31 protein-coding genes are annotated in these 26,745 nt (G+C 61.2%); 16 read left to right on the top strand and 15 right to left on the bottom strand.

Translation table 11 applies throughout. The features are described 5' to 3' along the window. The first annotated feature begins 99 nt into the window (after nt 1–99). The 4 genes from ACR0FC_RS01300 (at nt 100) to aat (ending at nt 3,327) form a co-directional block, all read left to right on the top strand. Nucleotides 100–636, top strand: a complete 537-nt coding sequence (locus ACR0FC_RS01300) for a LuxR C-terminal-related transcriptional regulator (RefSeq protein WP_170337597.1) — start codon at nt 100–102, stop codon at nt 634–636. 149 nt (nt 637–785) lie between these two features. Beyond that, nucleotides 786–1,283: an acetyl-CoA carboxylase biotin carboxyl carrier protein gene (accB, locus tag ACR0FC_RS01295; RefSeq protein WP_170337596.1), complete on the top strand. Its 498-nt coding sequence runs from the start codon at nt 786–788 to the stop codon at nt 1,281–1,283. Nucleotides 1,284–1,292: 9 nt separating this feature from the next. After that, nucleotides 1,293–2,639: an acetyl-CoA carboxylase biotin carboxylase subunit gene (gene accC / locus ACR0FC_RS01290; RefSeq protein WP_170337595.1), complete on the top strand. Its 1,347-nt coding sequence runs from the start codon at nt 1,293–1,295 to the stop codon at nt 2,637–2,639. A gap of 55 nt (nt 2,640–2,694) precedes the next feature. Further along, complete coding sequence (gene aat, locus ACR0FC_RS01285; protein ID WP_170337594.1) at nt 2,695–3,327, top strand: leucyl/phenylalanyl-tRNA--protein transferase; 633 nt, start codon at nt 2,695–2,697, stop codon at nt 3,325–3,327. On the opposite strand, the gene ACR0FC_RS01280 is transcribed toward aat, so the two are convergent. The 6 genes from ACR0FC_RS01280 to ACR0FC_RS01255 form a co-directional block, all read right to left on the bottom strand. After that, complete coding sequence (locus ACR0FC_RS01280) at nt 3,291–3,650, bottom strand: DUF2155 domain-containing protein (RefSeq protein ID WP_170337593.1); 360 nt, start codon at nt 3,648–3,650, stop codon at nt 3,291–3,293. The two genes, aat and ACR0FC_RS01280, sit on opposite strands and share 37 nt — an antisense overlap. Next, nucleotides 3,647–4,099 (bottom strand): outer membrane lipid asymmetry maintenance protein MlaD, encoded by a 453-nt coding sequence (mlaD, locus tag ACR0FC_RS01275; protein WP_093962682.1) that lies wholly within the window; start codon nt 4,097–4,099, stop codon nt 3,647–3,649. The genes ACR0FC_RS01280 and mlaD overlap by 4 nt, the downstream gene beginning before the upstream one ends. 11 nt (nt 4,100–4,110) lie before the next feature. Then, on the bottom strand, nt 4,111–4,494 hold the full coding sequence (locus ACR0FC_RS01270; RefSeq protein ID WP_093962683.1) for an NADH:ubiquinone oxidoreductase subunit NDUFA12: 384 nt from the start codon (nt 4,492–4,494) through the stop codon (nt 4,111–4,113). Nucleotides 4,495–4,573: 79 nt separating this feature from the next. Further along, nucleotides 4,574–4,936, bottom strand: a complete 363-nt coding sequence (locus tag ACR0FC_RS01265) for a RidA family protein (RefSeq protein ID WP_170337592.1) — start codon at nt 4,934–4,936, stop codon at nt 4,574–4,576. Between the two features lie 64 nt (nt 4,937–5,000). Then, nucleotides 5,001–6,269: an ATP-dependent Clp protease ATP-binding subunit ClpX gene (gene clpX / locus ACR0FC_RS01260; protein ID WP_170337591.1), complete on the bottom strand. Its 1,269-nt coding sequence runs from the start codon at nt 6,267–6,269 to the stop codon at nt 5,001–5,003. Between the two features lie 136 nt (nt 6,270–6,405). Further along, nucleotides 6,406–7,038: an ATP-dependent Clp protease proteolytic subunit gene (locus ACR0FC_RS01255; RefSeq protein WP_093962686.1), complete on the bottom strand. Its 633-nt coding sequence runs from the start codon at nt 7,036–7,038 to the stop codon at nt 6,406–6,408. A gap of 353 nt (nt 7,039–7,391) precedes the next feature. Here ACR0FC_RS01255 and ACR0FC_RS01250 point away from each other — a divergent pair, with 353 nt between their 5' ends. Then, nucleotides 7,392–7,727, top strand: a complete 336-nt coding sequence (locus tag ACR0FC_RS01250; protein WP_093962687.1) for an ArsR/SmtB family transcription factor — start codon at nt 7,392–7,394, stop codon at nt 7,725–7,727. A 56-nt stretch (nt 7,728–7,783) separates the two neighbouring features. Here the strand turns inward: ACR0FC_RS01250 and ACR0FC_RS01245 are convergent, their stop codons facing one another. Then, nucleotides 7,784–8,845 (bottom strand): zinc ABC transporter substrate-binding protein, encoded by a 1,062-nt coding sequence (locus ACR0FC_RS01245; RefSeq protein WP_170337590.1) that lies wholly within the window; start codon nt 8,843–8,845, stop codon nt 7,784–7,786. 91 nt (nt 8,846–8,936) lie between these two features. On the opposite strand from ACR0FC_RS01245, the gene ACR0FC_RS01240 reads away from it, so the two are divergent. From ACR0FC_RS01240 to ACR0FC_RS01225, 4 genes are all read left to right on the top strand, one after another. Further along, entirely contained in the window at nt 8,937–9,416 is a 480-nt protein-coding gene (locus tag ACR0FC_RS01240; RefSeq protein ID WP_170337589.1) for a Fur family transcriptional regulator, read from the top strand. Continuing rightward, nucleotides 9,413–10,156 carry a metal ABC transporter ATP-binding protein gene (locus ACR0FC_RS01235; RefSeq protein ID WP_170337588.1) on the top strand — a complete coding sequence of 248 codons (744 nt, stop codon included), beginning with the start codon at nt 9,413–9,415 and terminating at the stop codon, nt 10,154–10,156. Before ACR0FC_RS01240 ends, ACR0FC_RS01235 begins: the two co-directional genes overlap by 4 nt. Continuing rightward, nucleotides 10,156–10,950 carry an iron chelate uptake ABC transporter family permease subunit gene (locus tag ACR0FC_RS01230; RefSeq protein WP_170337587.1) on the top strand — a complete coding sequence of 265 codons (795 nt, stop codon included), beginning with the start codon at nt 10,156–10,158 and terminating at the stop codon, nt 10,948–10,950. The genes ACR0FC_RS01235 and ACR0FC_RS01230 overlap by 1 nt, the downstream gene beginning before the upstream one ends. A 73-nt stretch (nt 10,951–11,023) precedes the next feature. Continuing rightward, on the top strand, nt 11,024–11,161 hold the full coding sequence (locus tag ACR0FC_RS01225; RefSeq protein ID WP_170337586.1) for an entericidin A/B family lipoprotein: 138 nt from the start codon (nt 11,024–11,026) through the stop codon (nt 11,159–11,161). 954 nt (nt 11,162–12,115) lie between these two features. Here ACR0FC_RS01225 and ACR0FC_RS01220 read toward each other — a convergent pair. Continuing rightward, a complete protein-coding gene (locus tag ACR0FC_RS01220; protein ID WP_093962693.1) occupies nt 12,116–12,568 on the bottom strand; it encodes a hypothetical protein in 453 nt (150 codons plus the stop codon). A gap of 123 nt (nt 12,569–12,691) precedes the next feature. Beyond that, complete coding sequence (locus ACR0FC_RS01215) at nt 12,692–13,006, bottom strand: hypothetical protein (protein ID WP_110644555.1); 315 nt, start codon at nt 13,004–13,006, stop codon at nt 12,692–12,694. 322 nt (nt 13,007–13,328) lie between these two features. On the opposite strand from ACR0FC_RS01215, the gene ACR0FC_RS01210 reads away from it, so the two are divergent. Next, nucleotides 13,329–14,042, top strand: coding sequence for a class I SAM-dependent methyltransferase (locus tag ACR0FC_RS01210; protein ID WP_170337585.1), 714 nt, complete (start codon nt 13,329–13,331; stop codon nt 14,040–14,042). A 67-nt stretch (nt 14,043–14,109) separates the two neighbouring features. On the opposite strand, the gene lepA is transcribed toward ACR0FC_RS01210, so the two are convergent. Continuing rightward, complete coding sequence (gene lepA, locus ACR0FC_RS01205) at nt 14,110–15,909, bottom strand: translation elongation factor 4 (RefSeq protein ID WP_170337584.1); 1,800 nt, start codon at nt 15,907–15,909, stop codon at nt 14,110–14,112. 345 nt (nt 15,910–16,254) lie between these two features. Between lepA and ACR0FC_RS01200 the strand changes: the two genes are divergently transcribed. Next, the gene (locus tag ACR0FC_RS01200; RefSeq protein ID WP_093962696.1) at nt 16,255–16,566 is read left to right on the top strand and encodes a hypothetical protein; all 312 of its coding nucleotides are present in this window, start codon (nt 16,255–16,257) and stop codon (nt 16,564–16,566) included. 67 nt (nt 16,567–16,633) lie between these two features. Continuing rightward, nucleotides 16,634–17,596, top strand: coding sequence for a LysR family transcriptional regulator (locus ACR0FC_RS01195; protein WP_170337583.1), 963 nt, complete (start codon nt 16,634–16,636; stop codon nt 17,594–17,596). Here ACR0FC_RS01195 and ACR0FC_RS01190 read toward each other — a convergent pair. Continuing rightward, nucleotides 17,593–18,036 carry a low molecular weight protein-tyrosine-phosphatase gene (locus ACR0FC_RS01190; protein ID WP_170337582.1) on the bottom strand — a complete coding sequence of 148 codons (444 nt, stop codon included), beginning with the start codon at nt 18,034–18,036 and terminating at the stop codon, nt 17,593–17,595. The genes ACR0FC_RS01195 and ACR0FC_RS01190 overlap by 4 nt on opposite strands. Nucleotides 18,037–18,063: 27 nt before the next feature. On the opposite strand from ACR0FC_RS01190, the gene ACR0FC_RS01185 reads away from it, so the two are divergent. Then, nucleotides 18,064–18,759, top strand: coding sequence for an NAD-dependent deacylase (locus tag ACR0FC_RS01185; protein ID WP_170337581.1), 696 nt, complete (start codon nt 18,064–18,066; stop codon nt 18,757–18,759). Nucleotides 18,760–18,811: 52 nt separating this feature from the next. Continuing rightward, nucleotides 18,812–19,420: an HdeD family acid-resistance protein gene (locus tag ACR0FC_RS01180; RefSeq protein WP_170337580.1), complete on the top strand. Its 609-nt coding sequence runs from the start codon at nt 18,812–18,814 to the stop codon at nt 19,418–19,420. A 101-nt stretch (nt 19,421–19,521) separates the two neighbouring features. Here ACR0FC_RS01180 and ACR0FC_RS01175 read toward each other — a convergent pair whose 3' ends face one another. Continuing rightward, on the bottom strand, nt 19,522–19,995 hold the full coding sequence (locus ACR0FC_RS01175) for a copper chaperone PCu(A)C (protein ID WP_170337579.1): 474 nt from the start codon (nt 19,993–19,995) through the stop codon (nt 19,522–19,524). Between the two features lie 849 nt (nt 19,996–20,844). Between ACR0FC_RS01175 and ACR0FC_RS01170 the strand changes: the two genes are divergently transcribed. Beyond that, on the top strand, nt 20,845–21,330 hold the full coding sequence (locus ACR0FC_RS01170; protein ID WP_170337578.1) for a GNAT family N-acetyltransferase: 486 nt from the start codon (nt 20,845–20,847) through the stop codon (nt 21,328–21,330). Nucleotides 21,331–21,399: 69 nt separating this feature from the next. On the opposite strand, the gene rpmB is transcribed toward ACR0FC_RS01170, so the two are convergent. The 3 genes from rpmB to meaB all read right to left on the bottom strand — a co-directional run bounded on the left by rpmB (nt 21,400) and on the right by meaB (nt 24,129). After that, nucleotides 21,400–21,687 carry a 50S ribosomal protein L28 gene (gene rpmB, locus ACR0FC_RS01165; protein ID WP_039532366.1) on the bottom strand — a complete coding sequence of 96 codons (288 nt, stop codon included), beginning with the start codon at nt 21,685–21,687 and terminating at the stop codon, nt 21,400–21,402. A 171-nt stretch (nt 21,688–21,858) separates the two neighbouring features. Next, nucleotides 21,859–22,995, bottom strand: coding sequence for a Hint domain-containing protein (locus ACR0FC_RS01160; protein ID WP_170337577.1), 1,137 nt, complete (start codon nt 22,993–22,995; stop codon nt 21,859–21,861). A gap of 156 nt (nt 22,996–23,151) precedes the next feature. Continuing rightward, the gene (meaB, locus tag ACR0FC_RS01155; RefSeq protein ID WP_170337576.1) at nt 23,152–24,129 is read right to left on the bottom strand and encodes a methylmalonyl Co-A mutase-associated GTPase MeaB; all 978 of its coding nucleotides are present in this window, start codon (nt 24,127–24,129) and stop codon (nt 23,152–23,154) included. A gap of 126 nt (nt 24,130–24,255) precedes the next feature. Between meaB and hrpB the strand changes: the two genes are divergently transcribed. Continuing rightward, complete coding sequence (gene hrpB, locus ACR0FC_RS01150) at nt 24,256–26,706, top strand: ATP-dependent helicase HrpB (protein ID WP_170337575.1); 2,451 nt, start codon at nt 24,256–24,258, stop codon at nt 26,704–26,706. The last annotated feature ends 39 nt before the right edge of the window (nt 26,707–26,745 follow it).

Raw genomic sequence — 26,745 nt, 5'->3', positions numbered from 1 at the left:
CGTGGCTTTCACCGGGCTCTGATCGCTTTCGGACGCCAAAGCAATCCTGTGCTGCAATGCCCTCTTCAATTCCGGCCGAATTGGCGGCACGATAGGCAAATGAGTGATCCGGCCTTCGAATACGCACCTATCGGGCTTGTCGAGCTTGAAAACCGCATCATCCGGCGGTGCAATTTGCAGTTTGCCCGGACATTCGGGGGCAACGAATCCGACTACCGCAACCTGCCTTTGCTGCACCTGTACCCATCCGTTGCCGATTGGGAGAGAATTGGCGCACGAAGTCTTCAGGTCATGCGGGACACCGGCTACTACACGGACGAGCGGGTCATGCGCCGCCGCAACGGCGACTTGTTCTGGTGTCGCGCGCGCGGCCGGTCGCTGACACCCGATGACCCATTCCGCCATGGAATCTGGAGCTTCTCCGACATTTCCGAGGAACGCCCACTGGTCGAATTGACCAAACGCGAACGTGAAGTCGCGATCCTGTCCTGTCGCGGCCTGTCGGCCAAGGAAATAGGCGTCGAACTGGGGCTCAGCTACCGGACCATCGAAGCCTACCGCGCCCGGCTGCTCGAGAAATTCGGCGCGCGCAAGCTGCCGGAACTGGTCGCCAAACTGTCCGGCACGCCGTTCTGACCGTCGTGGACCCTGCCGATAACGCAGAAACCGGGGCCGAACGGCCCCAGTCGGCGCTTTTCATGGCCGCGCGGTTGCCTTATAACGCAGCGTAATTGACCAGAGCCCGCGCAGATAGACGGGCCAAAGGGGAACCTTCGAGGACACTCATGACAGACAACAGACACGAAGCGGATGTGACGTTCATCAAGGCACTGGCCGAACTCTTGCGCGAAAACGACCTGACTGAGTTGCAGGTGAAACGGGAATATGGCGAAGAAGACAGCCTGAACGTCCGGGTCAGCCGAGTAAGCCCGACAGCCGCGCCTGTGCAAGTTGCCGTCCCGGCACCCGCTGCCGCGCCGGCACCTGTCGCAGCCCCCGCTGCTGCCCCCGCCGAAGCACCCGCTGCCGTCGAGGACCCGGCGAGCCACCCTGGCGCGGTGACCTCGCCCATGGTTGGTACCGTCTATATGCAGCCGGAACCCGGCGCGTCCCCGTTCATTGCCGTTGGCGCATCTGTTTCCGAAGGCGACACGCTGCTGATCGTCGAAGCGATGAAGACCATGAACCACATCCACGCCCCCAAATCCGGCACCGTCAAGCGGATCCTGGTCGGGGATGGCGACGCTGTCGAATTCGGCACTCCTCTGGTCATCATCGAGTAAGGCGGGCCCATGTTCGACAAGATCCTGATTGCCAACCGAGGCGAGATCGCCCTGCGTGTGATCCGCGCCGCGCGCGAGATGGGGATTGCGACGGTTGCCGTGCACTCGACCGCCGACAGTGACGCCATGCACGTGCGCATGGCTGACGAGTCCGTGTGTATCGGACCGGCACCCGGCCCCCAGAGCTATCTCTCGATGCCCGCGATCATCTCGGCCTGTGAAATCACCGGCGCCCAAGCGATCCACCCTGGCTATGGCTTTCTGTCCGAAAATGCCGAGTTCGTTCAGATCGTCGAGGACCACGGCATCACGTTCATCGGCCCCACCGCCGAACACATCCGCATCATGGGCGACAAGATCACCGCCAAGGACACCATGAAAGAGCTGGGCGTTCCCTGCGTACCGGGCTCGGACGGCGGCGTTCCGGATCTTGAGGCCGCCAAACGCATCGGTGAAGAGATCGGCTATCCGGTCATCATCAAGGCCACCGCCGGTGGCGGTGGACGCGGCATGAAAGTCGCGCAGACTGCGGCCGAAATGGAAAGCGCCTTCATGACCGCGCGGGCCGAGGGCAAGGCCGCGTTCGGCAATGACGAGGTCTATATCGAGAAATACCTGACCACGCCCCGCCATATCGAGATTCAGGTCTTCGGCGACGGCAAGGGCAATGCGGTCCATCTGGGCGAGCGCGACTGTTCGCTGCAGCGCCGTCACCAGAAAGTATTCGAAGAGGCTCCGGGCCCCTGCATCACTCCTGAGGAGCGCGCCCAAATCGGCAAGGTCTGCGCGGATGCGGTCGCCAAGATCAACTATATCGGCGCGGGTACGATCGAGTTCCTGTATGAAAATGGCGAGTTCTATTTCATTGAGATGAACACCCGCCTGCAGGTCGAACACCCTGTGACCGAAGGCATTTTCGGCGTCGACCTTGTTCGCGAGCAGATCCTTGTTGCGGCCGGAGAACCGATGTCGTTCGGCCAGGACGATCTGGAGATCAACGGCCACGCGATCGAAGTGCGTATCAACGCCGAAAAGCTGCCGAACTTCGCGCCCTGCCCGGGCAAGATCACGGCGTATCACGCGCCGGGCGGCCTGGGTGTCCGGATGGATTCGGCGCTGTACAACGGGTATTCGATCCCGCCCTACTACGATTCGTTGATCGGCAAGCTGATCGTGCACGGCCGCGACCGCCCCGAAGCGCTGGCACGGTTGAACCGGGCCTTGGGTGAGTTGATCGTGGACGGTGTAGACACGACGGTTCCCCTGTTTCACGCACTTCTGCAGGAACCCGACATCCACAGCGGCGATTACAACATCCACTGGCTGGAGCACTGGCTTGCGGAGAACATGGCCTAGTATCGACCAAGCCGCGAGAGCACGCGCTCTCAGGCTTGTCGCCGCGGTGTGAGCCATGGGCCTGACGCCTGACCTGCTGTTGCACGGCTATTCCATCGGCATCTTCCCGATGGCCGAACACAGGAACGACCCGGATCTTTTCTGGGTCGATCCAAAGCTGCGGGGTGTATTCCCGTTGGACGGGTTTCACATCTCCCGCAGCCTTGCGCGACGCATCCGGAACTGCGGGTTCTCCGTGACCATAAACCGGGATTTTGCAGCCGTCGTAGACGGATGCGCGGACCGGGCGGACACCTGGATCAATGACGAACTGCGCAGACTCTATGCCCAACTGCACCACTCGGGCCGCGCCCATTCACTTGAGGTTTGGGAGGGCGAGGAGCTTGTCGGTGGCGTCTATGGAGTTGCCTTGGGTGCGGCATTTTTCGGGGAAAGCATGTTTTCGCGCCGTACCGATGCGTCAAAAATTGCGCTCGCCTATCTGGTCGACCGATTGCGCCAGACAGGTTTTCAACTGTTCGACACACAATTTCTGACGGCACATTTGGCTTCGTTGGGGGCGATCGAAATCCCCAGACAGCAATACCGCCAACTTCTGGATCAGGCCACTGCTGCCAGCGCAGATTTCACCGCCGAGTTGTGCCAGACCCCTCAGGGGGTGATACAGCGGATCACCCAGACATCGTAGCGCGAGTGATCCAGGGCGTTGAGCGCCGGGGACGTGGCGATCATCCAGCCGTCGAACAGCTGGTCGGCCTTTCCCTTTTCCCAGATCGTAAGATAGGCAAACGCGTCACCGGTCGGGTTTTCAGACGGATACCGGCAATCACCCAGAGCGACATCCAAGCCAAAAATTTCGACCGTATCACCTGTCGGCACCTGCACGTCCACCGTCTGACCGCTGACCTTGTCCAGCCCGCGCAGCATGGCCCCCGGTCCCGAGGAAACCTTCTGCTGCGCGCCGGCCGTCGTCGCGGCCAACAGCAGCGCCATCAGGGCGGCACGCATCATTCGCTGCCATCCCCGGCCACAAACTTGACCAGCAACGAGATCAGGCTGACGGCTCCTTGCGTGTCTTCAATCTGATCGCCCGGCTCAAAATAGAACGGAGAACCGCCGGGCATGACCTCGACGAAGTTACCCCCCAGAAGGCCTTCGGACGAGATCACAATCGCGCTGTCATCCGGAATCTGGATGTTTTCGGCAACCGAAATCGTCGTATCGGCACGGTAGGTTTCAGGGTTCAACTCGACATCGGTCACGGTACCGATTTTTACACCCGCGAGGCGCACATCCGTGCCCACCGCCACACCTTCAAGCGACCGAAAGGACGCCTCAAGGTGGTAGCCCCCGTTTTCGCGCGACCAGCCCGTGGACTGGCTGGCATACACGCCAAACGCCAATGCACTGGCCAGCACGACACCGCCGACAAGAACTTCGGTCATGTTGTGGGTCGACATGTGGATCTCGCTTATTCCGGGCTCCAGGCTTCGTAGTCCTTGCGCTCGATCGGATCGGGACGGCGCAGGGACCCCGCCGGCACATAGGCCATCGCGGTGCCCGTCAGATTTTCCTGATGCGGCTTTTCCCACGCCTTGTGTGGCAATGGCTTGTCGGTCGGAGGCTCATCCCATGTGCGGTGCAACCAGCCGTGCCATTCCGGGTCGATCCGGCTGGCCTCGGCCTCTCCATTGAAAATCACCCACCGTTTGCTGTCATCGGCGTTGCGATAAAACACGTTGCCCTGATCGTCCTCGCCCACCTTGATACCTTTGCGCGCAGTGTAGATCTGCGTGTTCAGAGTGGCCCCGTTCCACCAGGTCACGGCCCGCAAAAGAGTGTTCAGGATTCCCATCGGCTGCCTCCGGCATTTCTGTCCCTGCAGATATGGACCAAAGCCGAGCAGAGGTCCAGAGCCACAAATACCGCACCCATTACTTGGGCAAGAATGCGGTGACCTCGATTTCGATCAGGTATTTTGGATCAATCAATCCGCATTCGATCATCGTCGCAACAGGCGGGTTGGCACCGAACGTCTCAGCTAGGACCGGCCAGCACGCTTCGAATTCGCGGCGATCGGGCAGCATGTAAGTCACGCGCACCACGTCGGCAAAAGAGGCGCCCGCCTCTGCCAAGGCGTTGCCTATGATCGTCAGCGCCGAGCGGCATTGGTCGACGACGCCCTCGCCCTGCCCGACCGTTCCGGCAACATGGACCCAGCCACCCGCAACAACGGCCCGGCAGTAGCCGACCTTGGCTTCGAACTCACCCCCCGAAGAAATACGCTGGATCGTCATGACACCCTCATATGAAAACGGCGCGGACTTTGCCGCGCCGTATCTGCATTAAATTTCAAACAGTTCAGCCGGCAGATGCCGATTCCGGCGCGGCATCCGCATAGATGATCAGCGGCTGCGCGTCCGACGTCACGGCCTCCTCGTTCACGACCACCTTGGTCACGTTCTTCATGCCAGGCAGTTCGAACATCGTGTCCAAAAGAATGTCTTCCAGGATGGAACGCAGGCCGCGGGCACCGGTCTTGCGTTCGATCGCCTTTTTGGCAATCGCCGCAAGCGCGTCGTCGGTAAAGTCCAGTTCGACGTTCTCCAACTCGAACAAACGCTGGTATTGCTTAACCAGCGCGTTCTTGGGCTTGGTCAGGATGGTGACAAGCGCGTCCTCATCCAGGTCCTCAAGCGTCGCCAGAACCGGCAGACGTCCAACGAATTCCGGGATCAACCCGAATTTCAGCAGGTCCTCAGGCTCGAGATCCTGGAAGATCTCGCCCACACCGCGCTCGTCATTGTCGCGAACATCGGCGCCAAAGCCCATGGCCGAGCCCTTGCCGCGCTGCGCGATGATCTTGTCGAGGCCGGCAAAAGCGCCGCCGCAGATGAACAGGATGTTGGTGGTGTCCACCTGCAGGAATTCCTGCTGCGGGTGCTTGCGCCCGCCCTGCGGCGGAACGCTGGCCACGGTGCCTTCCATCAGCTTCAGCAGGGCCTGCTGCACACCCTCGCCCGACACGTCGCGGGTGATCGAGGGGTTCTCCGACTTGCGAGTGATCTTGTCGACCTCGTCGATATAGACGATGCCGCGCTGCGCGCGTTCGACATTGTATTCGCTGGCCTGCAGCAACTTGAGGATGATGTTCTCGACATCCTCGCCCACATACCCGGCTTCGGTCAGTGTGGTCGCGTCTGCCATCGTGAACGGCACGTCCAGAATCCGCGCGAGCGTCTGCGCCAGCAAGGTTTTGCCGCACCCGGTGGGACCAATCAACAGAATGTTCGACTTGGCCAACTCGATGTCACCACCGGCCTTCTGCGCGTGGTTCAGACGTTTGTAGTGGTTGTGCACGGCAACCGACAGGACACGCTTGGCCCGAGCCTGGCCGATGACATAGTCGTCCAACACCTCGCAGATATCTTTGGGGGTGGGCACACCGTCGGAGGACTTCAGCCCGCTGGCTTTGGTTTCCTCGCGGATGATGTCCATGCACAGTTCGACGCATTCATCACAGATGAACACGGTCGGTCCAGCAATAAGCTTGCGCACCTCATGCTGGCTTTTTCCACAGAAGCTGCAGTAGAGCGTGTTCTTGCTGTCGCCGCCTGAATTCGTCGCCATGTTCTACCTTTCGGGCTCCATCCCTGCGGCCCGGATCCGGACCGCGCTTGCCGCCTGTCCGTGCAGCTTAGGCCAGCACCGGGGCAGCTACAATGTCAAAATCGCACCCCGCACCCGTGGGTGCGGGGTTTCCGCATCACGCTTCGGTCGGTTCGGATTTGGAGCGGCTTTCGACAATCTCGTCGATATGGCCCCACTCTTTTGCTTCTTCCGGGCTCATGAAATTGTCACGGTCCAAAGCCTTTTCAATGGCCTTTTTCGACTGTCCGGTATGTTTGGCATAGATATCGTACAAACGATCCTTCAGCTTCTGCGTTTCGGCCGCGTGAATCATGATGTCGCTGGCTTGACCCTGGTAACCGCCGCTGGGCTGGTGCACCATGATGCGGCTGTTCGGCAGCGAGAAGCGCATCCCCTTCTCTCCGCCCGCCAGCAGGACCGACCCCATCGAGGCCGCCTGGCCGATCACCAATGTCGAACATTTTGGCTTGATGTACTGCATTGTGTCGTAGATCGACAGACCGCTGGTCACGACACCGCCGGGCGAGTTGATGTAGATCGAGATTTCCTTGTTGGGATTCTCGGCTTCCAGATGCAGAAGCTGCGCTACGATCAGGTGGCTCATCCCGTCATGGATCGGGCCATTGATGAAGATGATCCGCTCCTTCAGCAGGCGAGAGAAGATGTCATAGGCCCTTTCGCCACGGCTGGTCTGCTCAACGACCATCGGGACGAGCGTATTCATGTAGGTGTCAACTGGATCGAACATTCGGAACCTGCCTGCTTTGGTGTGAACCGGGACCATACCCGATGAGAAGTTACATGAGTCTTAGTGTTGCCTTCGGGGGCCTGCAAGGGGCAGCGGACACGCGACGCCGATTGAGAAATACGGATCAGTCCGCATCGTCGGGATCCCGCAAAACAGAGCGAACAACCGCGCAGAACGCAAATACCCGGCTGTTTTTTGGCCTCGCCGCCATTCACAGCGCTTTCATCACGCCATTTTGATCCATGCATATGGAAATATCTGATCATTCTATATAGAGACCCAATTCGCTCAGGCGAAACTAACAAAGGGAACACCTGCCCCACACTCACCAAGGGGCCAACAAGGACAAGAAGATGGCACTTCCCCAACTTTCCGAAGACATCTCGCGCGACGACATGGACCGGATGGCCGCTAACGCAACCCGCGCTTCGAATTTTCTGAAAGCGATCAGCCACGAGGGCCGGTTGATGATCCTCTGTCATCTGGTATCCGGCGAAAAATCGGTGACCGAACTCGAGTCACTGCTGTCCGCCCGACAGGCCGCCGTTTCACAGCAACTTTCGCGGCTGCGCCTTGAGGGGCTGGTCACGCCACGGCGCGAAGGCAAGGCAATCTACTATCGCCTTGCAGACGACAGACCTCGCAAAATGCTGGAAACGGTGTACGAGTTGTTCTGCGATGAGGAATAAGACAGAAAACCCATTGAATGGCGAAGGGCGCAACAGATCGTTGCGCCCTTCTTTGTTCACGAGTTGCCGCTGCAGGCCTGAAAACTTGCGGCCATTTCGCGCAACAGGTCCGGATACAGGGTTGGACCCGGCTCGAGCGCAACCCCGATCGGGTCAAGCACGATGATTTGTGCATCCACCCCCTCCGTCGCGGCAGAGATCAGGCGAGTGTCAAATTGCGGCTCGGAAAAAGCGCAATCAATGCCTTCCTCTGCAATCCGGGCTTTCAGCTCGGCCAGACGGGCCGGTCCGGGTGAGGCCGCGTCGCCCAGGCTCACGGTGCCCGACGATGCCAGATCGAATCGGTGTTCGAAATACTGGTAAGCGTCGTGAAAGGTGACAAACCGCGGCTCTGACTGTGCCAGATCCGCCCGGATCTCGGCTTCCAAAGCACTCAGGCCTTCAACCGCCTTGTCCGCGTTGGCTTGGTACCGCGCAGCGTTATCCCGGTCCTTCTCCGACAGACTTTTGGCAATTGCCTGCACCCAGACGCGCGCGTTTTCCGGGTCCAGCCAAGCATGCGGGTCTACACCGTCGTGGTCATGCCCGTGGTCATGGTCATGTGCATCGTGATCGGCGTGCTCTTCATGTTTCTCATGTTCATCGTGGTCCGCATGGTCGTCGTGACCTGCATGATCCTCGTGATCATCGTGTTTCGCATGGTCATCATGGTCCGAATGATCGTCGTGATCGTCGTGGTCTGCATGCTCCTCTTCGCCCTCATGATGATCGGCCAAGTCGCGGAAGTCGTGCCGCACAGTTCCGGCCACCTCCAGCAACTCAACCTGCGTCGCTCCCTCGGACAGGGCGCCAAGTGGTCCAGTCATCCACGGGGTCAGCTCAGGGCCTACCCAAAAAACCACGTCGGCAGATTGCAACGCTAGCGCCTCGGACGGGCGCATGGCGTGATCATGAGGTGAGGCTCCGGGCGGGATGATCAGGGAAGGCTCGGCAACACCGTCCATGACTTGGGCAACCAACGCGTGAACCGGTGCGATATCGACGGCAACGTTGGGCGCATCAGCCGCCGCCTTTCCAGCCAGCACGACGCCGGCCAGCAACAAGAATTTTCGGGACATGTCACCTCCTGAAATGATATGTTATTACATTGCTGGTCGGCTTGATATTGCCCACGTTATAACATATCAAGTCAAAAATTTCGGAGCGCACATGAGCACAGTAGGCTTCAGGCACCACAATCATAACCACTGCATGAAAACCGCGCTGAGCAAGGCCGAGGAAAAATGCGCCAACCAGAAGCTTCAGTTCACTCCGGTGCGCCGTCGCGTGTTGGAGATCTTGTTGGAGCAGCACAAGGCAATGGGAGCCTATGACATTCTGGCTGTTCTGTCCGCCGAAGGCATGGGGTCGCAACCTCCGGTGGCCTATCGTGCACTGGACTTCCTGGTGCAGCATGGGTTCGTGCACCGTATCGAGCAGATGAACGCCTATGCGGCTTGCGCCCACCCCACGCACGACCACGTACCTGCGTTTCTGATTTGCCGGGCGTGCAAGGCCGTGGCCGAAACCGAAACCGAGCTGACTCAGGGCCGGCTTGGTGCTGCCGCCGACACATCAGGCTTCACCATTGAAAGGATTGTGGTCGAGGCCGAAGGTCTTTGCCCGGATTGCATTGGAACGCAGCCATGACGACCCCCCTCATTTCTCTACAGAACCTGTCGGTGCGCCTGGATGGCCGGCTCATTCTGGACAACGTATCAGCACAGATCGCCGCTGGTGAAATCGTCACCATTGTCGGCCCGAACGGTTCGGGAAAATCGACTCTGCTGCGCGCCATGATCGGAGCTGTTCCCGCGGCTCAGGGCACTGTTCGGCGCGCTCCGGGTTTGCGGATCGGCTACGTCCCCCAGAAACTTGCGCTGGACGCCGCCCTGCCGATGACGGTGCAACGGTTCCTTGGCCTGCCGAAACGGGTTTCGGCCAGCAAGGCCAAAACCGCGCTTGAACTGGCCGGCGTACCGGACTTGCGTGACAGACAGATGACCCGACTGTCCGGCGGTCAGTTTCAACGCGTCCTTCTGGCCCGCGCGCTGCTGGAAGAGCCTCAGGTGCTGCTGCTGGACGAAGCAACCCAGGGGCTTGATCAGCCCGGCGCAGCTGCCTTCTATGAACGCATTGAACAGGTTCGCACGGACCTCGGCTGCGCCATAGTCATGGTCAGCCATGACTTGCACGTCGTCATGGCCGCGTCGGATCGGGTTCTGTGCCTGAACGGGCATGTCTGCTGTGAAGGGGCACCCCACATGGTCGCAGACGCGCCGGAATATCGGGCGTTGTTCGGCAGTGGAACACGGGGCACGATGGCCTTGTACCAACACAAGCACAGTCATACCCACGATCACAATCACGCGCAGGATACGTCACACTGATGCTGGACGATTTCATGGTTCGCGCCGCCCTGGCAGGACTCGGTGTTTCGATCGCCGCGGCACCGCTGGGATGTTTTGTCGTCTGGCGGCGCATGGCCTATCTCGGAGAGGCCACCGCACATGCGGCCGTATTGGGTGTAGCGCTGGCGCTCAGCTTTTCTCTGCCGCTGCTGCCCGCAATCATTGCCGCTGCGCTTGCCATGGGCTTGTCGGTCAGCCTGCTGCGCGGTCGCGGTTACGCCATGGACACGCTTCTGGGTGTGATTGCACACACCGCACTGGCCGCCGGCTTGGTAACCGTGGCGTTGCTGTCCGATGTCCGACTGGACCTGAATGCCTTTTTGTTCGGCGATATCCTTGCCGTCACAAAGTCCGATCTGGCCACGATCTGGATCGGTGGCGCCACGATTTTGGCGCTGATGGTCTGGCGCTGGTCAGCCCTTCTGGTTTCGACACTCAACCCGGACTTGGCTCAGGCATCCGGGATCGATCCTAAACGAGAAGAACTATGGCTGACTCTGGCGATGGCACTGGCCGTTGCGGTCGCCATCAAAGTTGTCGGAATTCTTCTGATCGCGGCCCTGCTGGTCATTCCAGCGGCCGGAGCCCGCCCTTTGGCCCGCACCCCAGAAAGTATGGCTTTCACCGCTGCGATCATAGGCTCGACGGCGGCGTTGGGCGGGCTGGGCGGTGCATATTGGGCGGATACACCCGCTGGACCAAGCATCGTTTGCGCGGCCGCGTTGATCTTTGTCGCGACGGCCATCCTTGGTCCCATCTTCCGCAAAGGCTGATCACCCAAAAAGGTTTGTCTGCATTGCCTGAATGGTGCTACCGATTGGTAGTCGACCAACCAAGGAGATATCGATGATCCGCACTATTCTGATCGGGCTGAGCCTTTTGGCCCTGGCGGCCTGTGAAACCGCAAAAGGCGCGGGCAAAGACATCGAAAAAGCCGGCGACGCCATCCAGGGCGCGGCGACGGACGTTCAGGAAAGCCTCTGACACCCGTCAGCATCTAGCGGACAGCGGCGCAGCACTACCAACATATGGTTGAAAGTTCCGGGCGACCGGATTATTGTCCCTGCCACAGGTGCATAGACGCGGTAATGCATTACTGACACGACTGCGGGGTTCTTGTGCAATTGCGCAAGAACCCCGTTCCCGTTCTGACGGGCGGTGAGTGGAAGCCTGTACGAAACCGAAATCGGCAAAAGGAAAAGGCGCCAGGTGCGCAGACGCGGTCTTTGCATGTGCCCTTGCGGACACCCCTGACGCCTTGCCGGGTCGACACGCCCGAGGGACGCCCCGATCCAGTTGCTTCAGCCCCCGAGGGGACCTCGCTGCCGCAAAGCACCTGATGGCGCTCTGCCGCCCGCTTTGGCCTTCTGAGAAGCTGACCGCTCAAGCCGGGCTTGCGCCCCTCCTGACTGGTCACCTACCGGTAAGCCCTTGCAACCCGACGAAAATCCTAAGATCTGCCTGCGGTGCCAGGACCCCCTGACCTTTGCGTCCCGCCTTGGATCGTGATGAACCTTGGCGATGTCTGAACGATGGCACTCGCCCTCACATCCGGCAAGAAAATAGCACTGCAGCATGAAAATTAGCCGGGGATAAGATGTTGATATCCGACTGGAAGACGATGTGGATAAGTCGGGAAATGATGAAATCCGGCTGGGTTGCGCTGGGAAAAGCCGAAGGCCGATTTCTCTCCGTTCAATTGGGCGATTTCTGCGGGTGCAAAGGGAAAATCTCGGCCCTCATGGCGGACCTGACCTGACGCATACGGGCATATCGCTCGAATCGACATCGATGAGTCGCCACACGCAACGGTGAACGAACGTGCAGCCCACAAATTGAGAAGCGTTCCGACCCGGACGAGGCAACCTACTACTCTCCGTATCCCGCAAAATCGGGCAACGGCAACTACCCCCTACAACCGCCTGGGCCGGAAACGCTTCAGTTCACCTGTCGTTCCAGAACCGTGCTGTAGGTGGTTCCAGTCCGCAGGCTACGGAAATCCGCATAGATCTTGCCGTCCTCGTAGCGCGCATCGATCAGCGCGTTGACGCCCGAGGTCGGATCAGCAGCGGTTTCAACAATGCCGATCTTGCCCGAGCCATCCTGGCTGATCGAGCCGGTGGCCTCATACATCGTCCAGTCATCCATGGCGTTGCGTCGCCACATGCTGGGCCCCCAGAACACGTTTTCGTGCTGCGCCTGGATCTCGAGCACCCATTCCGAGGTATTGAACCGCGGCGCGGTGGCGGTGTTGGCGTTCGAGGGCGACACCGTAGTCTGGCTGGCCGTCCACGTGCCGCGCAGGTCGGGCATGGCATCGGCGAGGGCGGCAGACCCCATTGTCAATGTGGCGGCCACGGCGGCGGCGCCGGCGGTCATGTATCTGGTCATGGGCTCTCTCCCTGTGATCGGCGGGCCTTGCTGGCCTGCTGAACAGATTGGGAGGGCGCGCGGCCGTTACAACTTACCTAAGGGAAACTTCATGAAGGGTTCATGCGGCGCTCACCGACGGGCTCAGGCCCAGGCCAGCGCGGTGCCCGCGATGACAAGGGCGATGCCCAGCCCCTCGCGGTAGGAAAAGGACTCGCCGAACAGGAAGAACGAAGCGATGGCGATCAGCACGACCTCGGCCCCCAGAATGCCGGTATAGATGATGCCCAGCCGTTCGTCGCGCAGCGCGGCGAGTTCCAGCGTGGCGGCGGCCAGCAAGGTGGCGACGATCAGCAGCCCCAGCCCGAGGCCGGGGAGTTTCCACCAGAACTTCATCGATATCATGGCCACGGAATAGAGACCCGCCGATCCAAGCGCGATGATGGGGATCATGGACATGGGGGCCTCCGCCGCTGGTTTCCGTTGGGTTAACCTTAGCAGGTGCGGGTCGGCGGGGCTGTGAAGTGGGTCACGTTGAGGGGAGGCCCGTGTCGGAAACGGTCCTGTGGAGCGTTTTTGGGCTGAACAGACGGAGCTCCAGTGCGCAACCGCTGCTGCGGCGGCCGTTCAGCGGGGAGGCACGAGGCGACTGGCCCGAAGCTATATCACAGGTTTTTTTGGCCCGGCCTTGCCCCCGAGGGTGATTTGAATTTTTTGAAGTTTCACCAGCTGGCTGGATTGGTTATTTGTCGACGGAGCCACACACACGAGGGTACAGACCATGGACTCCAGCAACCGGGCCGCTGACTACAACGACCTCATCACCTCATCAAGCTGGAAAGACACTCTTCAGGATCTCAACGACTATATCGTGGATAATCTGGCTCGAGCCGGGGAACCTGCAGTTATTAACGGGAATTTGTTTTATAAACACTTGGAAAGGGACTTTCATAACCTGCCATTGAATACAGAATTCGAATCCAAACGCAGAAACTTCTTCGAACTGGCCCGGCGATCGACTTGCCTGTTCGAAATTGGAGTGAATGCTGGCCACAGCATGTTGCTGGCGCTTATGGCTAACCCCGAGCTGAAATGCGTAGGTGTGGACGTTTGCGAACGTCTGAACCAGCGTTGGGCGCGCGTGGATATTTACGTACCGGCGGCTTTCAACTGGCTCAGGTACAAATTTGGCGATCGGGTCGAACTAATTAAGGGGAACTCTTTGATCGAAACACCCCGGTTCCAGCTTGAGAACCCGGATGCGACAGTTGATTTTCTTCATCTTGACGGCTCAAAGGACACACACCTTCGGGAAGCCATTGCGATTGGCGGACTGATGCCAACCGATGGGTTTGTCGTTCACGACGATTTCCAGATGCGAAATGTTCGGGTGGCCGACCGGCAACTTAGAAGAATCAATTTCTCAAAACCATTGGACTATCAATCCAACGGGTTAGTAGAATGTGATTTCCATATCATTCGCGCCAAGGTATGAAATCATCTGAACCGCGCCGACCTTCGGGCAACTGATATCTCTTAGGCAAAGAAATTCCTGAGAAGCCTCACCCATCCATCTTCAACGCTGAAATAAACGCCTCCTGCGGGATATCTACCTTCCCGAACTGGCGCATCTTTTTCTTGCCGGCCTTCTGCTTTTCCAGCAGTTTCCGTTTCCGCGTGGCATCCCCGCCATAGCATTTCGCGGTCACGTCCTTGCGCAGGGCCGAGAGGGTCTCGCGGGCGATGACCTTGCCGCCGATGGCGGCCTGGATCGGGATCTTGAACATATGGCGCGGGATCAGCTCTTTCAGCTTTTCGCACATGGCGCGGCCGCGGGTCTCGGCGCGGTCGCGGTGGACCATGACCGACAGTGCGTCCACCGGCTCGTCATTCACCAGGATCGACATCTTGACCAGGCTGTCCTCGCGGTAGCCGGTCATCTGGTAGTCGAAGCTGGCATAGCCCTTGGTCACCGATTTCAGGCGGTCGTAGAAGTCGAAGACGACCTCGTTCAGCGGCAGGTCATAGACGACCATCGCGCGGCTGCCCGCATAGGTCAGGTCCATCTGGATACCGCGGCGGTCCTGGCAGAGTTTCAGCACGTCGCCCAGGTATTCATCCGGCACCAGGATGGTGGCCTTGATGCGCGGCTCTTCCAGGTGGTCGACCTTGGACATGTCGGGCATGTCGGCGGGGTTGTGCAGCTCGATCATCTCTCCGTCTTTCATGTAGACGTGATAGATCACCGAGGGCGCGGTGGTGATGAGCTCGATATCGTATTCGCGTTCGATGCGGTCGCGGATGACCTCGAGGTGCAGCAGGCCGAGGAAGCCGCAGCGGAAGCCGAAGCCGAGCGCGGCCGAAGTTTCCATCTCGTAGGAGAAGCTGGCGTCGTTCAGGGCCAGTTTCTCGATCGCGTCGCGCAGGTCTTCGAATTCGGCGCTGTCCACGGGGAAGAGGCCGCAGAACACCACCGGCTGCGCGGGTTTGAAGCCCGGCAGCGGTTCCTCGCAGCCGTTGCGGTCATTGGTGATCGTGTCGCCGACGCGGGTGTCGCGGACCTGTTTGATGGATGCGGTGAGGAATCCGATCTCGCCCGGCCCGAGCTGATCGACCATCTGCATCTCGGGGCGGAAGACGCCCACGCGGTCGACATGGTGCAAGGTGCCGTTCGACATGAACTTGACCCGCATGCCCTTTTTCAGAACGCCGTCAACGATGCGGACCAGAACGATCACACCCAGATAGGCATCGTACCATGAATCCACCAGCATCGCCTTGAGCGGCGCGTCCAGATTGCCCTTGGGCGCGGGCAGCTTGTGCACGATCGCCTCGAGCGTTTCGTGGATCCCCTCGCCCGTCTTGGCCGAGACGCGGATCGCGTCGCTGGCGTCGATGCCGATCACGTCCTCGATCTGCTCGGCAACGCGGTCGCAGTCCGAGGCCGGAAGGTCGATCTTGTTCAGCACCGGCACGATCTCGTGGTCGGCGTCGATGGCCTGATACACGTTGGCCAGCGTCTGCGCCTCGACCCCTTGCGTCGAGTCCACCACCAGCAGCGAGCCTTCGACCGCGCGCATGGACCGTGAGACTTCATAGGCGAAGTCCACGTGGCCGGGAGTGTCGATCAGGTTCAGCACGTACTTTTCGCCATTGTCGGCGGTATAGTCGATGCGGACCGTGTTGGCCTTGATGGTGATGCCGCGCTCGCGCTCGATATCCATGCTGTCGAGCAGCTGTTCCTTCATGTCGCGATCCTGCACAGTCCCGGTCTCCTGGATGAGCCGGTCGGCAAGGGTGGATTTGCCATGGTCGATATGCGCGACGATGGAGAAATTGCGGATATGAGCGAGGTCTGTCATAGCGTCGGGATATGGTTCGAAATCGGGCGCTGGTCAAGGTGAGACAGCACGGCGAACACCCCATACTTCAGCGCTATGAAGCAATGACGCTGCGGTTGGCTTCGTTCCAAGGCCTCAGTTGCGTCTAGGCGGCCTATCGCAGAAAGAACTCGGCCGCATTGCGCGGCCCAAAACGGATTGCGAAGGGCATGCCACAGCCGACCGTCGCGCCAACCGCGGCACTTTCGACTCAGGTACGGAGTTTCTGAAAGCAAATTGTTGAACGGCAGGAAAACTTGGACGATACTGCGCCGCAAGCCGAGAGGGACACAAGACTCCTCCGGGCAGGCAAAACGAGGCATGAGCATGAAACAGTTCCTCATTATCGCGCTATGCGCCACGTCGCTGACCACTTTGGCCCCGGCCATGACCGAAGCGGCGCAGATCAAACGTGCATGTTTGGCGTCCGACCGTTCGGCTGCGACCCGTGACAGATGCAAGTGCATCCAGCGGGTGGCCGATCAGGCTTTGACCAACAAAGACCAGAAAACCGTGGCCAAGTGGTTCACCGACCCTCATCAGGCCCAAGAGCTGAAGATGTCGAAATCCGCCCGCGACGACGCGCTGTGGGAGCGGTATCAGAACTTTGGCCGCATGGCGCAGGCGATCTGCAGCTGACGCTGACCGCGATCCTTGACCTGACCCGCCCTGCGCCTCAGTAATGGCGCAGTGAAAGGGAAATCATATGGTGACGAAAGGGTTGACCCTGCGCGGTCTCGAAGTGTTCGAGGCCTTGGCGCGGACCGGTTCGGTGGCACAGGCTGCCGAGATTACCGGACTCAGCCAGCCATCGGTCAGCCAGCAGTTGCGCAATCTCGAGAATGCTCTGGGCACGGACCTCGTGGATCACGGGCGCAGACCCATGCGCCTGACCCAAGCCGGGCGCAGCTTTCTGGCGCGGGCCGAATCCGTACTGGCCGAGTTGCAGATGGCCCAAAGCGAGCTGTCGGTCATGGACCTGGGTCACCTGAGCACTCTTTCGATCGGCCTGATCGACGATTTCGACAATGACCTGACACCGCGCCTTGCAACGTTGCTGGCCGACAGCCTGACCCGTTCCAAGTTCAAACTCATAACCCTCCCCAGCCTCGAAATTTTCGAGGCGCTGGCTTCGCAACGCCTGCATTTGGCGGTCTCGGCCCATAGCGGCGAGGTGCTGGAAGGCGTGGTGGAGTACCCTTTGGTACAGGATCCTTTCATTCTGGTCGCGCCGAAGGGCGGTGTGGCCAATGGGGGCGTAGAGGCTGCTTTGCAGGCCCTGCCCTTTCTGCGCTATGCGCGAGAACAGTTGATCAGCCGGCAAATCGAAAGCCACCTGGCGCGGCAACAGCTTCAGTTCGAAGAGCGGTTCGAGATCGGGTCGCACTTGGCACTGATGGCTATGGTGGCGCGTGGCCTTGGCTGGGCAATCACCACGCCGTTGGGATACATGCGGGCAGCCCGCTTCCACGAAGGCATGGATGTCTACCCGGCTCCGTTCGGAGAGTTCTCGCGCACTATTTCCCTGTTCACGCGGTCTGACTGGTCAGATCAGGTTCCGCGCGAAGTCGCGGGCATGACGCGCCGTTTGATGCAAAGCCAGATGATCGAACCAGCGCTTTCCCGCCTGCCCTGGTTGTCCGGTCAGTTGAAGGTGATCGGCGGCTAGCCGTCCAGATATGCCACCAACCCATCCACGGCGGCTTCGATGAGGTCCAGCGCCCCGTCGAAATCACGGGTATAGTAGGGGTCGGGCACATGATCGGCGCCGGTGTTGGGCGCAAATTCGGTCAACAAGCGTACGGGTGTAGGATTGTCGGCCGGGCGTAAAGCCTCTATCTTTGCGAGATTTTCGCTGTCCATACCGATGATCAGGTCAAACCTGTCGAAATCAGACACCGCAAACTGGCGCGCGCGCAGATCGCTCAGTTCCAGCCCTCGGTTGCGAGCCGCGTATTGCATCGGCGCATAGGGTGGATCCCCGACATGCCAGTCGGACGTTCCGGCACTGTCGCAAGAATGATGGGGCGCCCTGACACGAAAAACGCCTTCGGCAGCAGGGGAACGGCAGATGTTGCCGAGACAGACAAACAGGATACGCTGTGACATGGCTCGGGTTTAGCGTGTGGAGGGCGAATGGAAAAGATCGTGATTTTGACCGGAGCCGGGATTTCGGCGGAAAGCGGATTGGGCACCTTTCGCGATGAAGGCGGATTGTGGGCCCAGCACCGGATCGAGGACGTGGCGACACCCGAAGGTTTTGCCCGAAACCCTGCCCTAGTTCATGGCTTCTACAACGCGCGCCGGATGCAGGCGGGTGGTGCCGACCCAAATGCAGCCCACACAGCACTGGCCCGGCTTCAGCGCGACTGGCCGGGAGAAGTGGTGATCGTAACCCAGAACGTGGACAATTTGCACGAAGCCGGAGGTGCGACCAGGGTTATCCACATGCACGGCACCCTGTCAGGCGCGCTGTGCGCCTCCTGCGAGCATCGCTGGACGGCGCCAGCGGAAATGTCCGTGGGCGAACCGTGCCCCGCCTGCCGCGCGGCAACCGCCCGACCCGACATCGTGTGGTTCGGCGAAATGCCTTACCACATGGATCAGATTTACGACCATCTGGCACAGGCCGGGATATTCGCCGCTATCGGAACCTCTGGCCAGGTCTACCCGGCTGCGGCCTTCGTTCACGAAGCCATTGCTGCGGGCGCACAGACAGTCGAATTGAACCTCGAGCCTTCGGTTGGTGCATCCAGCTTCGATCAGACGCTGCTTGGCCCCGCCACCCAGATCGTGCCACGCTGGGTCGATGACTTGCTGGGCCGCAGGTGACTCGGGTCATCACGCTGGTCTAAGCTGAAGGAACCTGAACCAGGAGAAACAGATGACCGAGCCTGAAGCCCCCCGTGGCGAAATCGTTGACGACGAAGGCATCGACAGCCGCGAAGCGCTGGGCGACACCCTCGCGGATCTGTGGTGGACGTTCCTACTGCGAGGATTGCTTGCGGGGGCCGTTGGCATTGCCGCGCTGTTCTGGCCAACCGGCAGCATCGCTCTGTTGCTGCGGCTGGTAGGAGTGCTGCTGATCCTCGATGGCGGCCTGACCCTGCTTGGCTTCGGGCGGCGCGGACTGATCGGAGGCGCGGGTATCGGGGCGGTCTTGATTGGGCTGGTCCTTTTGATCTGGCCGGAAGGCACAGCACGTCTGACGTTCTTCCTACTGGGCGCCTGGGCGCTGATCATCGGGATCGGGTCGTTGATTTCGCTGGGCCAGATGCATCAGCTGGACCCAGAACGCGCGACCGTTCGGAACTCGGGCATCGTGGCCCTTATCATCGGGCTGGTGCTGATCTTCTGGCCCGGAAGCGGCGTCGTCGCACTGGGCTGGGCAATCGCGTTCTCCGCCTTGGCCTTTGCCGGCGTCATGCTGTTCATGGCCGCACGTTTCAAACGGGCCGGAGAACGAGTTTCGATGCGCGTGGTCAACAAGTGAAGAACAACGCTGATCGGCAGTTGAAACGCGAACAGGCCGGGGCTTGACCCGGCCTGACGCATGGATGACGGCCGCATCGCGGCCCGAAGACAGGCGTTCTGTTAGTTCGAGTGCTTCATTTGCCCGTGGCCGTCTTTCCGTTCCAGGTCCACGGGAATCTCGACAACGACCTCACCGGCCTGCTCAAAAACCAAAGTGACGGGTATGGTTGCGCCCTGCTCAAACGGCTGCTTGAGCCCCATGAACATCACATGGTCCCCGCCCCGCTGCAGCATATGCGCCTCGCCAGCGGCGATCGAAAAACCTTCCTCGACTTCCATCATCTTGGCCACGCCGTTGTCGTCAATCTTGTGCGTATGCAGCTCGACCCGTGCAGCGATATCGGAATTGACGGCGACGAGTTGATCATCGGTGTCGCCTGAATTGCGGATCATCATGAAGGCCGCACCAGCCTTGGCATTGGCCCCCGAGGATCGGGCGTAGGCATCCTCGACCGAGATCACACTTTCCGCATGGGCGGCGGTGGACATGATTGCAGCGACGAAAATAGCGGGCAGGATTGATTTGAAGGGCATCTCGCCTCTCCTTTTTGACTGTCTGATTGTGTTGCGAAGGGTCTCAGACAGGGGCCGGCGGCGCGCGCGCCGGTCGCTGCGGGATAGGAGCCGCAACAAGGCTGGCGGAACGCAATGGTATGTCAGACTTTGCCCGCTCAGGCCCTTTCGGTGCCGGCGGAGGGGCATCCAGAACCGCACCCAGCAAGTTGAGCGCATAGTCGGGACAGAAGTGAGGTGGTTTGGTGGGCTGGCCGTGCTCGTCCATGTACACGACCACAGGCCCATTCCCGGTGCAAAGCACCATTTGACCGACCACTGCATTCAATCCCCGTGACGCCGCAAAACCCTGGCCTGTCAGAACCAGCATCAGCGACAGCAGCAACGGCAACACGAGGCGATAGGATCGGGTCATCTTGGCAGAGGTTTAGGCCCGATCGGAAACGGACTGCAAGTGCCTTCGTGAGCGCTGAGACAGTTTGGCGCGAACAATGGAAAAGGGCCGGCCTGACTGGCCGACCCTTGATTTTGCTTTGATAGTGACCTTCAAAGAATTCCGCGATCATCCGGACCTGTGTTGAGACCGGTATGCAGCCGGTTCACCCGCCGCTGCATTCGCGCACAGCTGGAAAATGAGCCGACCAGAAGAGTCGAAAGGAAGGAAATAATAATTGAAGTATTCGCAGACATTACCACACTCCGCCATAGAATAACCGCATACATAAAACAGATTCAAAACCCTGTATGTGAACAATGTCACGTAGTCGCGTCCCTTTGCCTTCCGCACCGAGATCGCGTGCGGCATCAGTCCAACGGCAAAGTGATCGGGACGGTCTGGTTTGGGCAGAAATTCAAGCGTAGATCGCGGTCATGCCACTCAAAGCGCACACAGAAATTCAGTTCCTCAGGCTGCCACAGATTGAGCCGGCTGAAATCGCACGGCACATGTCTGATCCCCGCGTCGCTCGGCATCTGCCTTTGCTGACGGGGCCCTGGGACATCGCGATGGCGCGGGCCTTCATAGACGCGAAAGAAGCCTGCTGGGAACGCGACGGGCTTGGGCACTGGGCGATCACGTCCGGCGGTTGCTATGTCGGCTGGGGCGGCTTCCAGCGTGAAGGCAGTGAATGGGATTTCGGTCTGGTCCTGACGGCGGACGCATTCGGTCTGGGCACGCGCATCACCCGCAAGGCCTTCGCATTCGCCCGAGCCGATGAACGCATTCCCTATGTCACTTTTCTGCTTCCTCCGTCCCGCCGCAATCTCTCTGCGCTACAGCGCATCGGCGCGCATTATGTCGGTCCGGTGACCTATTCCGGCGAGCAATTCCTGAAATACAGGCTTGAGACAGGTTGAGGACCTACAGATAAACGAAAAGCCCCTGCACCAACGGGTACAGGGGCCACGAAACAGTCTTTGGGAAAATCAGGCCGAGGCTTGCGCCTTGGCGATTTCCTTTTTCACTTTCAGCGCGTTGGCGGACAGCTCTTCGTCCTTGGCTTTCGCCAGGAACGCGTCCAGACCACCACGGTGATCGACCGAGCGCAGCGCGGCGGCCGAGATGCGCAGCTTGACGCCACGACCCAGGGTTTCCGACTGCAGGGTCACGTCGTTCAGGTTGGGCAGAAAACGACGACGAGTTCTGTTTTTGGCGTGGCTGACATTGTTGCCAGTCATCGGGCCTTTTCCGGTCAGTTCGCAACGGCGCGACATGGTTTCTTCCTTTGTTTCTGGAGGCCGGGCATAAATCCGCAGCCAAATCACGAGGGGCACAACCCGAAGTCGCGCCCGAAAACTGGTTGGATGCGTTTAGTGGGAATCGCCGGAAGGGTCAAGACAGCAGCTGCGAAATCTTTCCGGGCCAACTAATGGTCCTGAAACGGCTCAGGCATCAACAAGCAAAGGCTTGTGATTTTTGAGGTGACGAGCAATCAAACGGGTCTGCTGTTGGTTTATCGGGATCAACCTTGCGGGTTCGGATTCGTGGTTCTCATCAGCCAGTTCCGGAAAAATCGCAAGGATTTCAGCCCTTGCCGCGGGTCCGAGAGATTTCAGCGCCTCAGGGCCGGTATACAGGCTTTCGGTCGGCGCGGATTCGGCAAACAGGATCTCGTGCCGATCGAACAGCAGATGGAAGTACTCGATGCTGTCGACAGTGCAATCTACAAAGATCCCCGGCAGCGCCGTCAGCTTGATCGCGGGAATCAGAACTTGATACTGGCCGAACATGCGTTGCGCGATGCGAGAACTGACCATCATACGGTGCTGGCGGGAAACCAACAGGTCCCGCGTGGGCAGCCCTGCCCCAAAAGCGCCGGCGCAAATACGAACGGGGCGCAGTTTCGGATTGGCCCTCAGATCAATCGCATCGAACCTGCGCCGACCGATCCAGCGGATGGATTGGTTGCCGCTCTCGGCCGTACAGATCAGGTCACCGGTGCACAGGTCTTGCACCTGTACCGGACCGCGGGCAGTCAGAACGTTCGTGCCAGCGGTAAAACACGGAACGCCGGATCCGTTTTCAAATGCGGAATAGGTGACCGTGATGCCCGACGGCAGGGTGAAACTGCCGCTGGTCAACGAATAGCTGGTGCCGGCGGACACGGTGAATGTCCCGAATGAGCTGTCGTTAACCACAGTTCCTGCAGGCAGATTCAGCGTGTCGGTACCACTGCCACCGCGCACATCGCCGGACACGCTGGTGCTGCGGAAGTTCAGAACATCATTTCCACCGCCCAAACGGATATTGCCAATGACCGAGCCTTGCAGCGTGACCGTGTCGTCGTCTGATCCGGCTCTTACCTGACCGCCGATCGTGCTGCCGATCACCGTGATCGTATCGATCCCGGCATTTCCACGGACACTGCCAGAGATGGTACTGTTGGTAACAGTGATGATGTCGTTGCCGCCGCGCGCGCGGATATCATCAATCGGCGTACCCTGAGGGGTGCCGTTCAGCGTACCGTTGTCATTGGTGACATCGATATCGTCATCGCCGTTTGTCCCAAAGATATCGGGCATGAGAGGCGGGTCCTGTTTCTCCGCTTGGTCACGTCCAGCCAGCTGCGCTCCGGTTTTTCTATTTGCTGGGCGCCACAACCAAGGATTTCACCTGCACTCAGGCTACAGAACTCTTGGGCGTTGCGCCAAGTTTTCCTGTCCGCGCGGGCAACGGTGTTACCCGGATGCAAGAGTCCTCAGCATCCGCTCGGCCGCCACCGAGGGGCTGAGCCGCCCAGAACCGACCTCGGCGCCCAGCCGGTCCATCTCGGACCGGGCCTGCGGGGTCTCCAGCTTGGCGAGCAGCGCGTGACGCACCTCCTGGTCGAACCAGTAGCGAGCCTGTTCGGCGCGGTTGGCGTCCCAATGACCGTTCTGTTTGCGCCAGTCGGCCAGGGCCTGCATCTCGGCCCAGGCCTGGTCCAGGCCGTGTTCCTCGACCGCTGAAACGGTCATCGCCTTGGGAAAGCCCTCGGGGTCCTGCGGGCGTTTGCGCAGCAGGCGCAGCGCCCCGGCATAGTCGGCGCAGGTGCGGGTGGCCGTCGCTTTCAGGTCGCCGTCGGCCTTGTTCACAAGGATCATGTCGGCCATCTCCATGATGCCGCGCTTGACGCCCTGCAATTCATCCCCACCAGCCGGAGCCAGCAGCAGCAGGAAAAGGTCGGACATTTCCGACACCACGGTCTCCGACTGGCCCACGCCCACCGTTTCGATCAGCACCACGTCGAACCCGGCCGCCTCGCACAGGGCGATAGCCTCGCGCGTGCGGCGGGCGACGCCGCCCAGGTGGCTCTGGCTGGGCGAGGGGCGGATGAAGGCGTTCGGCTCGCGGCTGAGGCGTTCCATCCGGGTCTTGTCGCCCAGGATCGAGCCGCCCGACCGGGCCGAGCTGGGATCGACAGCAAGAACCGCCACCCGCAGCCCCTGCCCGATCAGCATCATGCCGAAACTCTCGATGAAGGTTGATTTGCCCACCCCCGGCGTTCCCGACAGGCCGATGCGCAGCGCCTGCCGCCCGGCGCCTGACAGCGCGTCGAGCAGCTGTGCCGTCTGGGCGCGGTGATCGGCGCGGGTGCTTTCGACAAGGGTGATCGCGCGGGCCAACGCCCGGCGGTCGCCCTTGAGGATCCTGGCGGCAAGCTCGGCTGTGGTCATGGGCGGGGTCCTTCGTTGAAATCTGCCCTAGATGACGGGGATGGGCCGGGTTTGTCTAGTACCGCCGCGCGCGGGATTTGACGCAGGCGTTCTGGACCTTGGCCGGGGCTTTGGCGATAAGGCGGCATGACCCGCCTACCGATCGACGATGCCCTGCCCGACCTGATCGCTGCGCTGCGCGCGCGCGGCCGCGCCGTGCTGCAGGCTCCGCCCGGCGCCGGCAAAACCACGCGCGTGCCGCTGGCTATGCGCGACGCCGGCCTGTGCGACAGGCGGATCGTGATGCTGGAACCGCGGCGGCTGGCCGCCCGCGCCGCCGCCGAACGCATGGCCGAGACACTGGGCGAACGTGCGGGCGAGACCGTCGGCTATCGCGTGCGGGGCGAGGCGAAAGTGTCGAAAGCCACCCGGATCGAGGTGGTGACCGAAGGCGTCCTGACCCGGATGCTGCAATCCGAACCCGACCTGCCCGGTGTGGGTGCGGTGATCTTCGACGAATTCCACGAACGCTCTTTGAACGCCGATCTGGGGCTGGCCCTGTGCCTTGAGGTCGCCGGTGCGCTGCGCGACGACCTGATCCTGCTGGCGATGTCGGCCACGCTGGATGCCAATCCGGTGGCCCGGTTGATGGACGCGCCGCTGGTGACATCCGAGGGGCGCAGTTTTCCGGTTCAGACCCGCTGGCTGGACCGCCCGCTGGGCCCGCAGGCGCGGCGGCTGGACGCGTTGGTCGATCTGGTGGTTCAGGCCGAGCGCGAGACCCGTACCACCGGCGGCGGCATTCTGGTGTTCCTGCCGGGCGAGGGCGAGATCCGCCGGGCCGAGGCCGCGCTGGCCGGCCGGCTGCCCGGCGATTGCGCGATCTGGCCGTTGTTCGGCGCCCTGCCCTTCGCCGCCCAGCGCGCCGCCCTTGCGCCGGCCGAGGCCGGGCGCAAGGTGGTGCTGGCCACCTCGATCGCCGAGACCTCGCTGACCATTCCGGACATCCGGGTGGTAGTGGACATGGGTCAGGCCCGCCGCGCGCGGTTCGATCCGGGCTCGGGCATGTCGCGGCTGGTGACCGAGCGCGTCACCCGCGCCGAGGCGACCCAACGCGCCGGACGCGCGGGCCGCGTGGCCGAAGGGCTGTGCTATCGCCTGTGGTCGAAGGGTGAGGAAGGCGCCCTACCCGCCTTTCCACCCGCCGAGATCGAAGCCGCCGACCTGACCGGACTTGCGCTGGAACTGGCCCTGTGGGGGGCCGAGCCGCAGGATCTGGCCTTTCTGACACCACCGCCCGAGGGGGCGCTGGCCGAGGCGCGCACGCTGCTGCGGATGCTGGGTGCGCTGGACGGCAAGGGCCGGATCACCGAACATGGCCGCGCACTGGCTGGTCTGCCGCTGCATCCGCGGTTGGGGCACATGCTGGTCACGGCCGGTGCGCAGGCCGCCCCGCTTGCCGCCCTGATGGCCGAGCGCGACCCGTTGAAGGGAGCACCGGTGGACCTGTCGCTGCGGCTCGAGGCGCTGCGCGATCCGCGCACTTATCAGCGCAACCGGGTCTGGCCCGCCAATCCCGGTATTCTGGACCGGATCCGGTCCGAGGCGAAACGGCTGCGCGGCCAGATCAAGACCGAAGGCGACCCGCTGAGCCCGGCGGCGATGGCCGCGCTGGCCTATCCCGACCGGGTCGGCCAGCGGCGCAAGGGCGACGCGCCACGCTATGTGCTGTCCGGCGGCAAGGGTGTGGTGATGGACCCCGGCGATCCGCTGGCCGCGGCGCCGTATCTGGTTGCCATCGATACTGACGGCAACCCGCGCGAGGCCCGGCTGCGTATGGCCGCGCAGATCACCGAAGCCGAGATCCGCGCGCTGTTCGCCGACCAGATCGAATGGGTCGAGACCTGCGCCTGGTCGAAACGGGACCGTCGGGTGGTGGCCCGGCGGCAGGAACGGTTCGGGGCGCTGGTGCTCGATGACCGCATCTGGAAGGACGTGCCCGACGAGTCCGTGGCCCGCGCGATGCTGGACGGCGTGCGCGATATGGGCCTGCGGCTGGAGGGCAAGGCCGCGCGACTGGCAGCGCGGGTCGAACTGGTGCGGGCGGCGGGCGTCGACCTGCCCGATTTCTCGGAAAACGGGCTGACGGACACGCTTGAGGACTGGCTGCTGCCGATGCTGACCGGCGTGCGCAGTGCCGAGGATTGGAAGCGGTTCGACCTGCTGCCCGCTCTTCAGGCGCGGCTGAGTTGGGACCAGATGCAGGAACTGGACCGCCGCGCGCCCCCGGCCTTCGTCACGCCGCTGGGGCGCAAGGTCCCGATCGACTATGGCAAGGCGGTGCCCGAAATCGCCGTTCGCCTTCAGGAGATGTTCGGGGTCACCCGGCACCCGATGGTGGGCGGCGAGCCGCTGAAGATCACCCTTCTGTCCCCCGCGCAACGCCCGATCCAGATCACCCGCGACTTGCCGGGGTTCTGGGCCGGGTCCTATGCCGATGTGCGCAAGGACATGCGCGCGCAATATCCCAAGCACCCCTGGCCCGAGGACCCGACCCAGGCCGACCCGACCCTGCGGGCCAAACGCAGGGGTGCTTGAATACCGTCTGTCAGATTGATATCTCTCGCCGTCTGGAAG

This window comes from Ruegeria sp. BB9, assembly GCF_056539345.1.
Note: the sequence above shows the minus strand (reverse complement) of the source record. Positions and strands in the feature narration are given on the sequence as shown.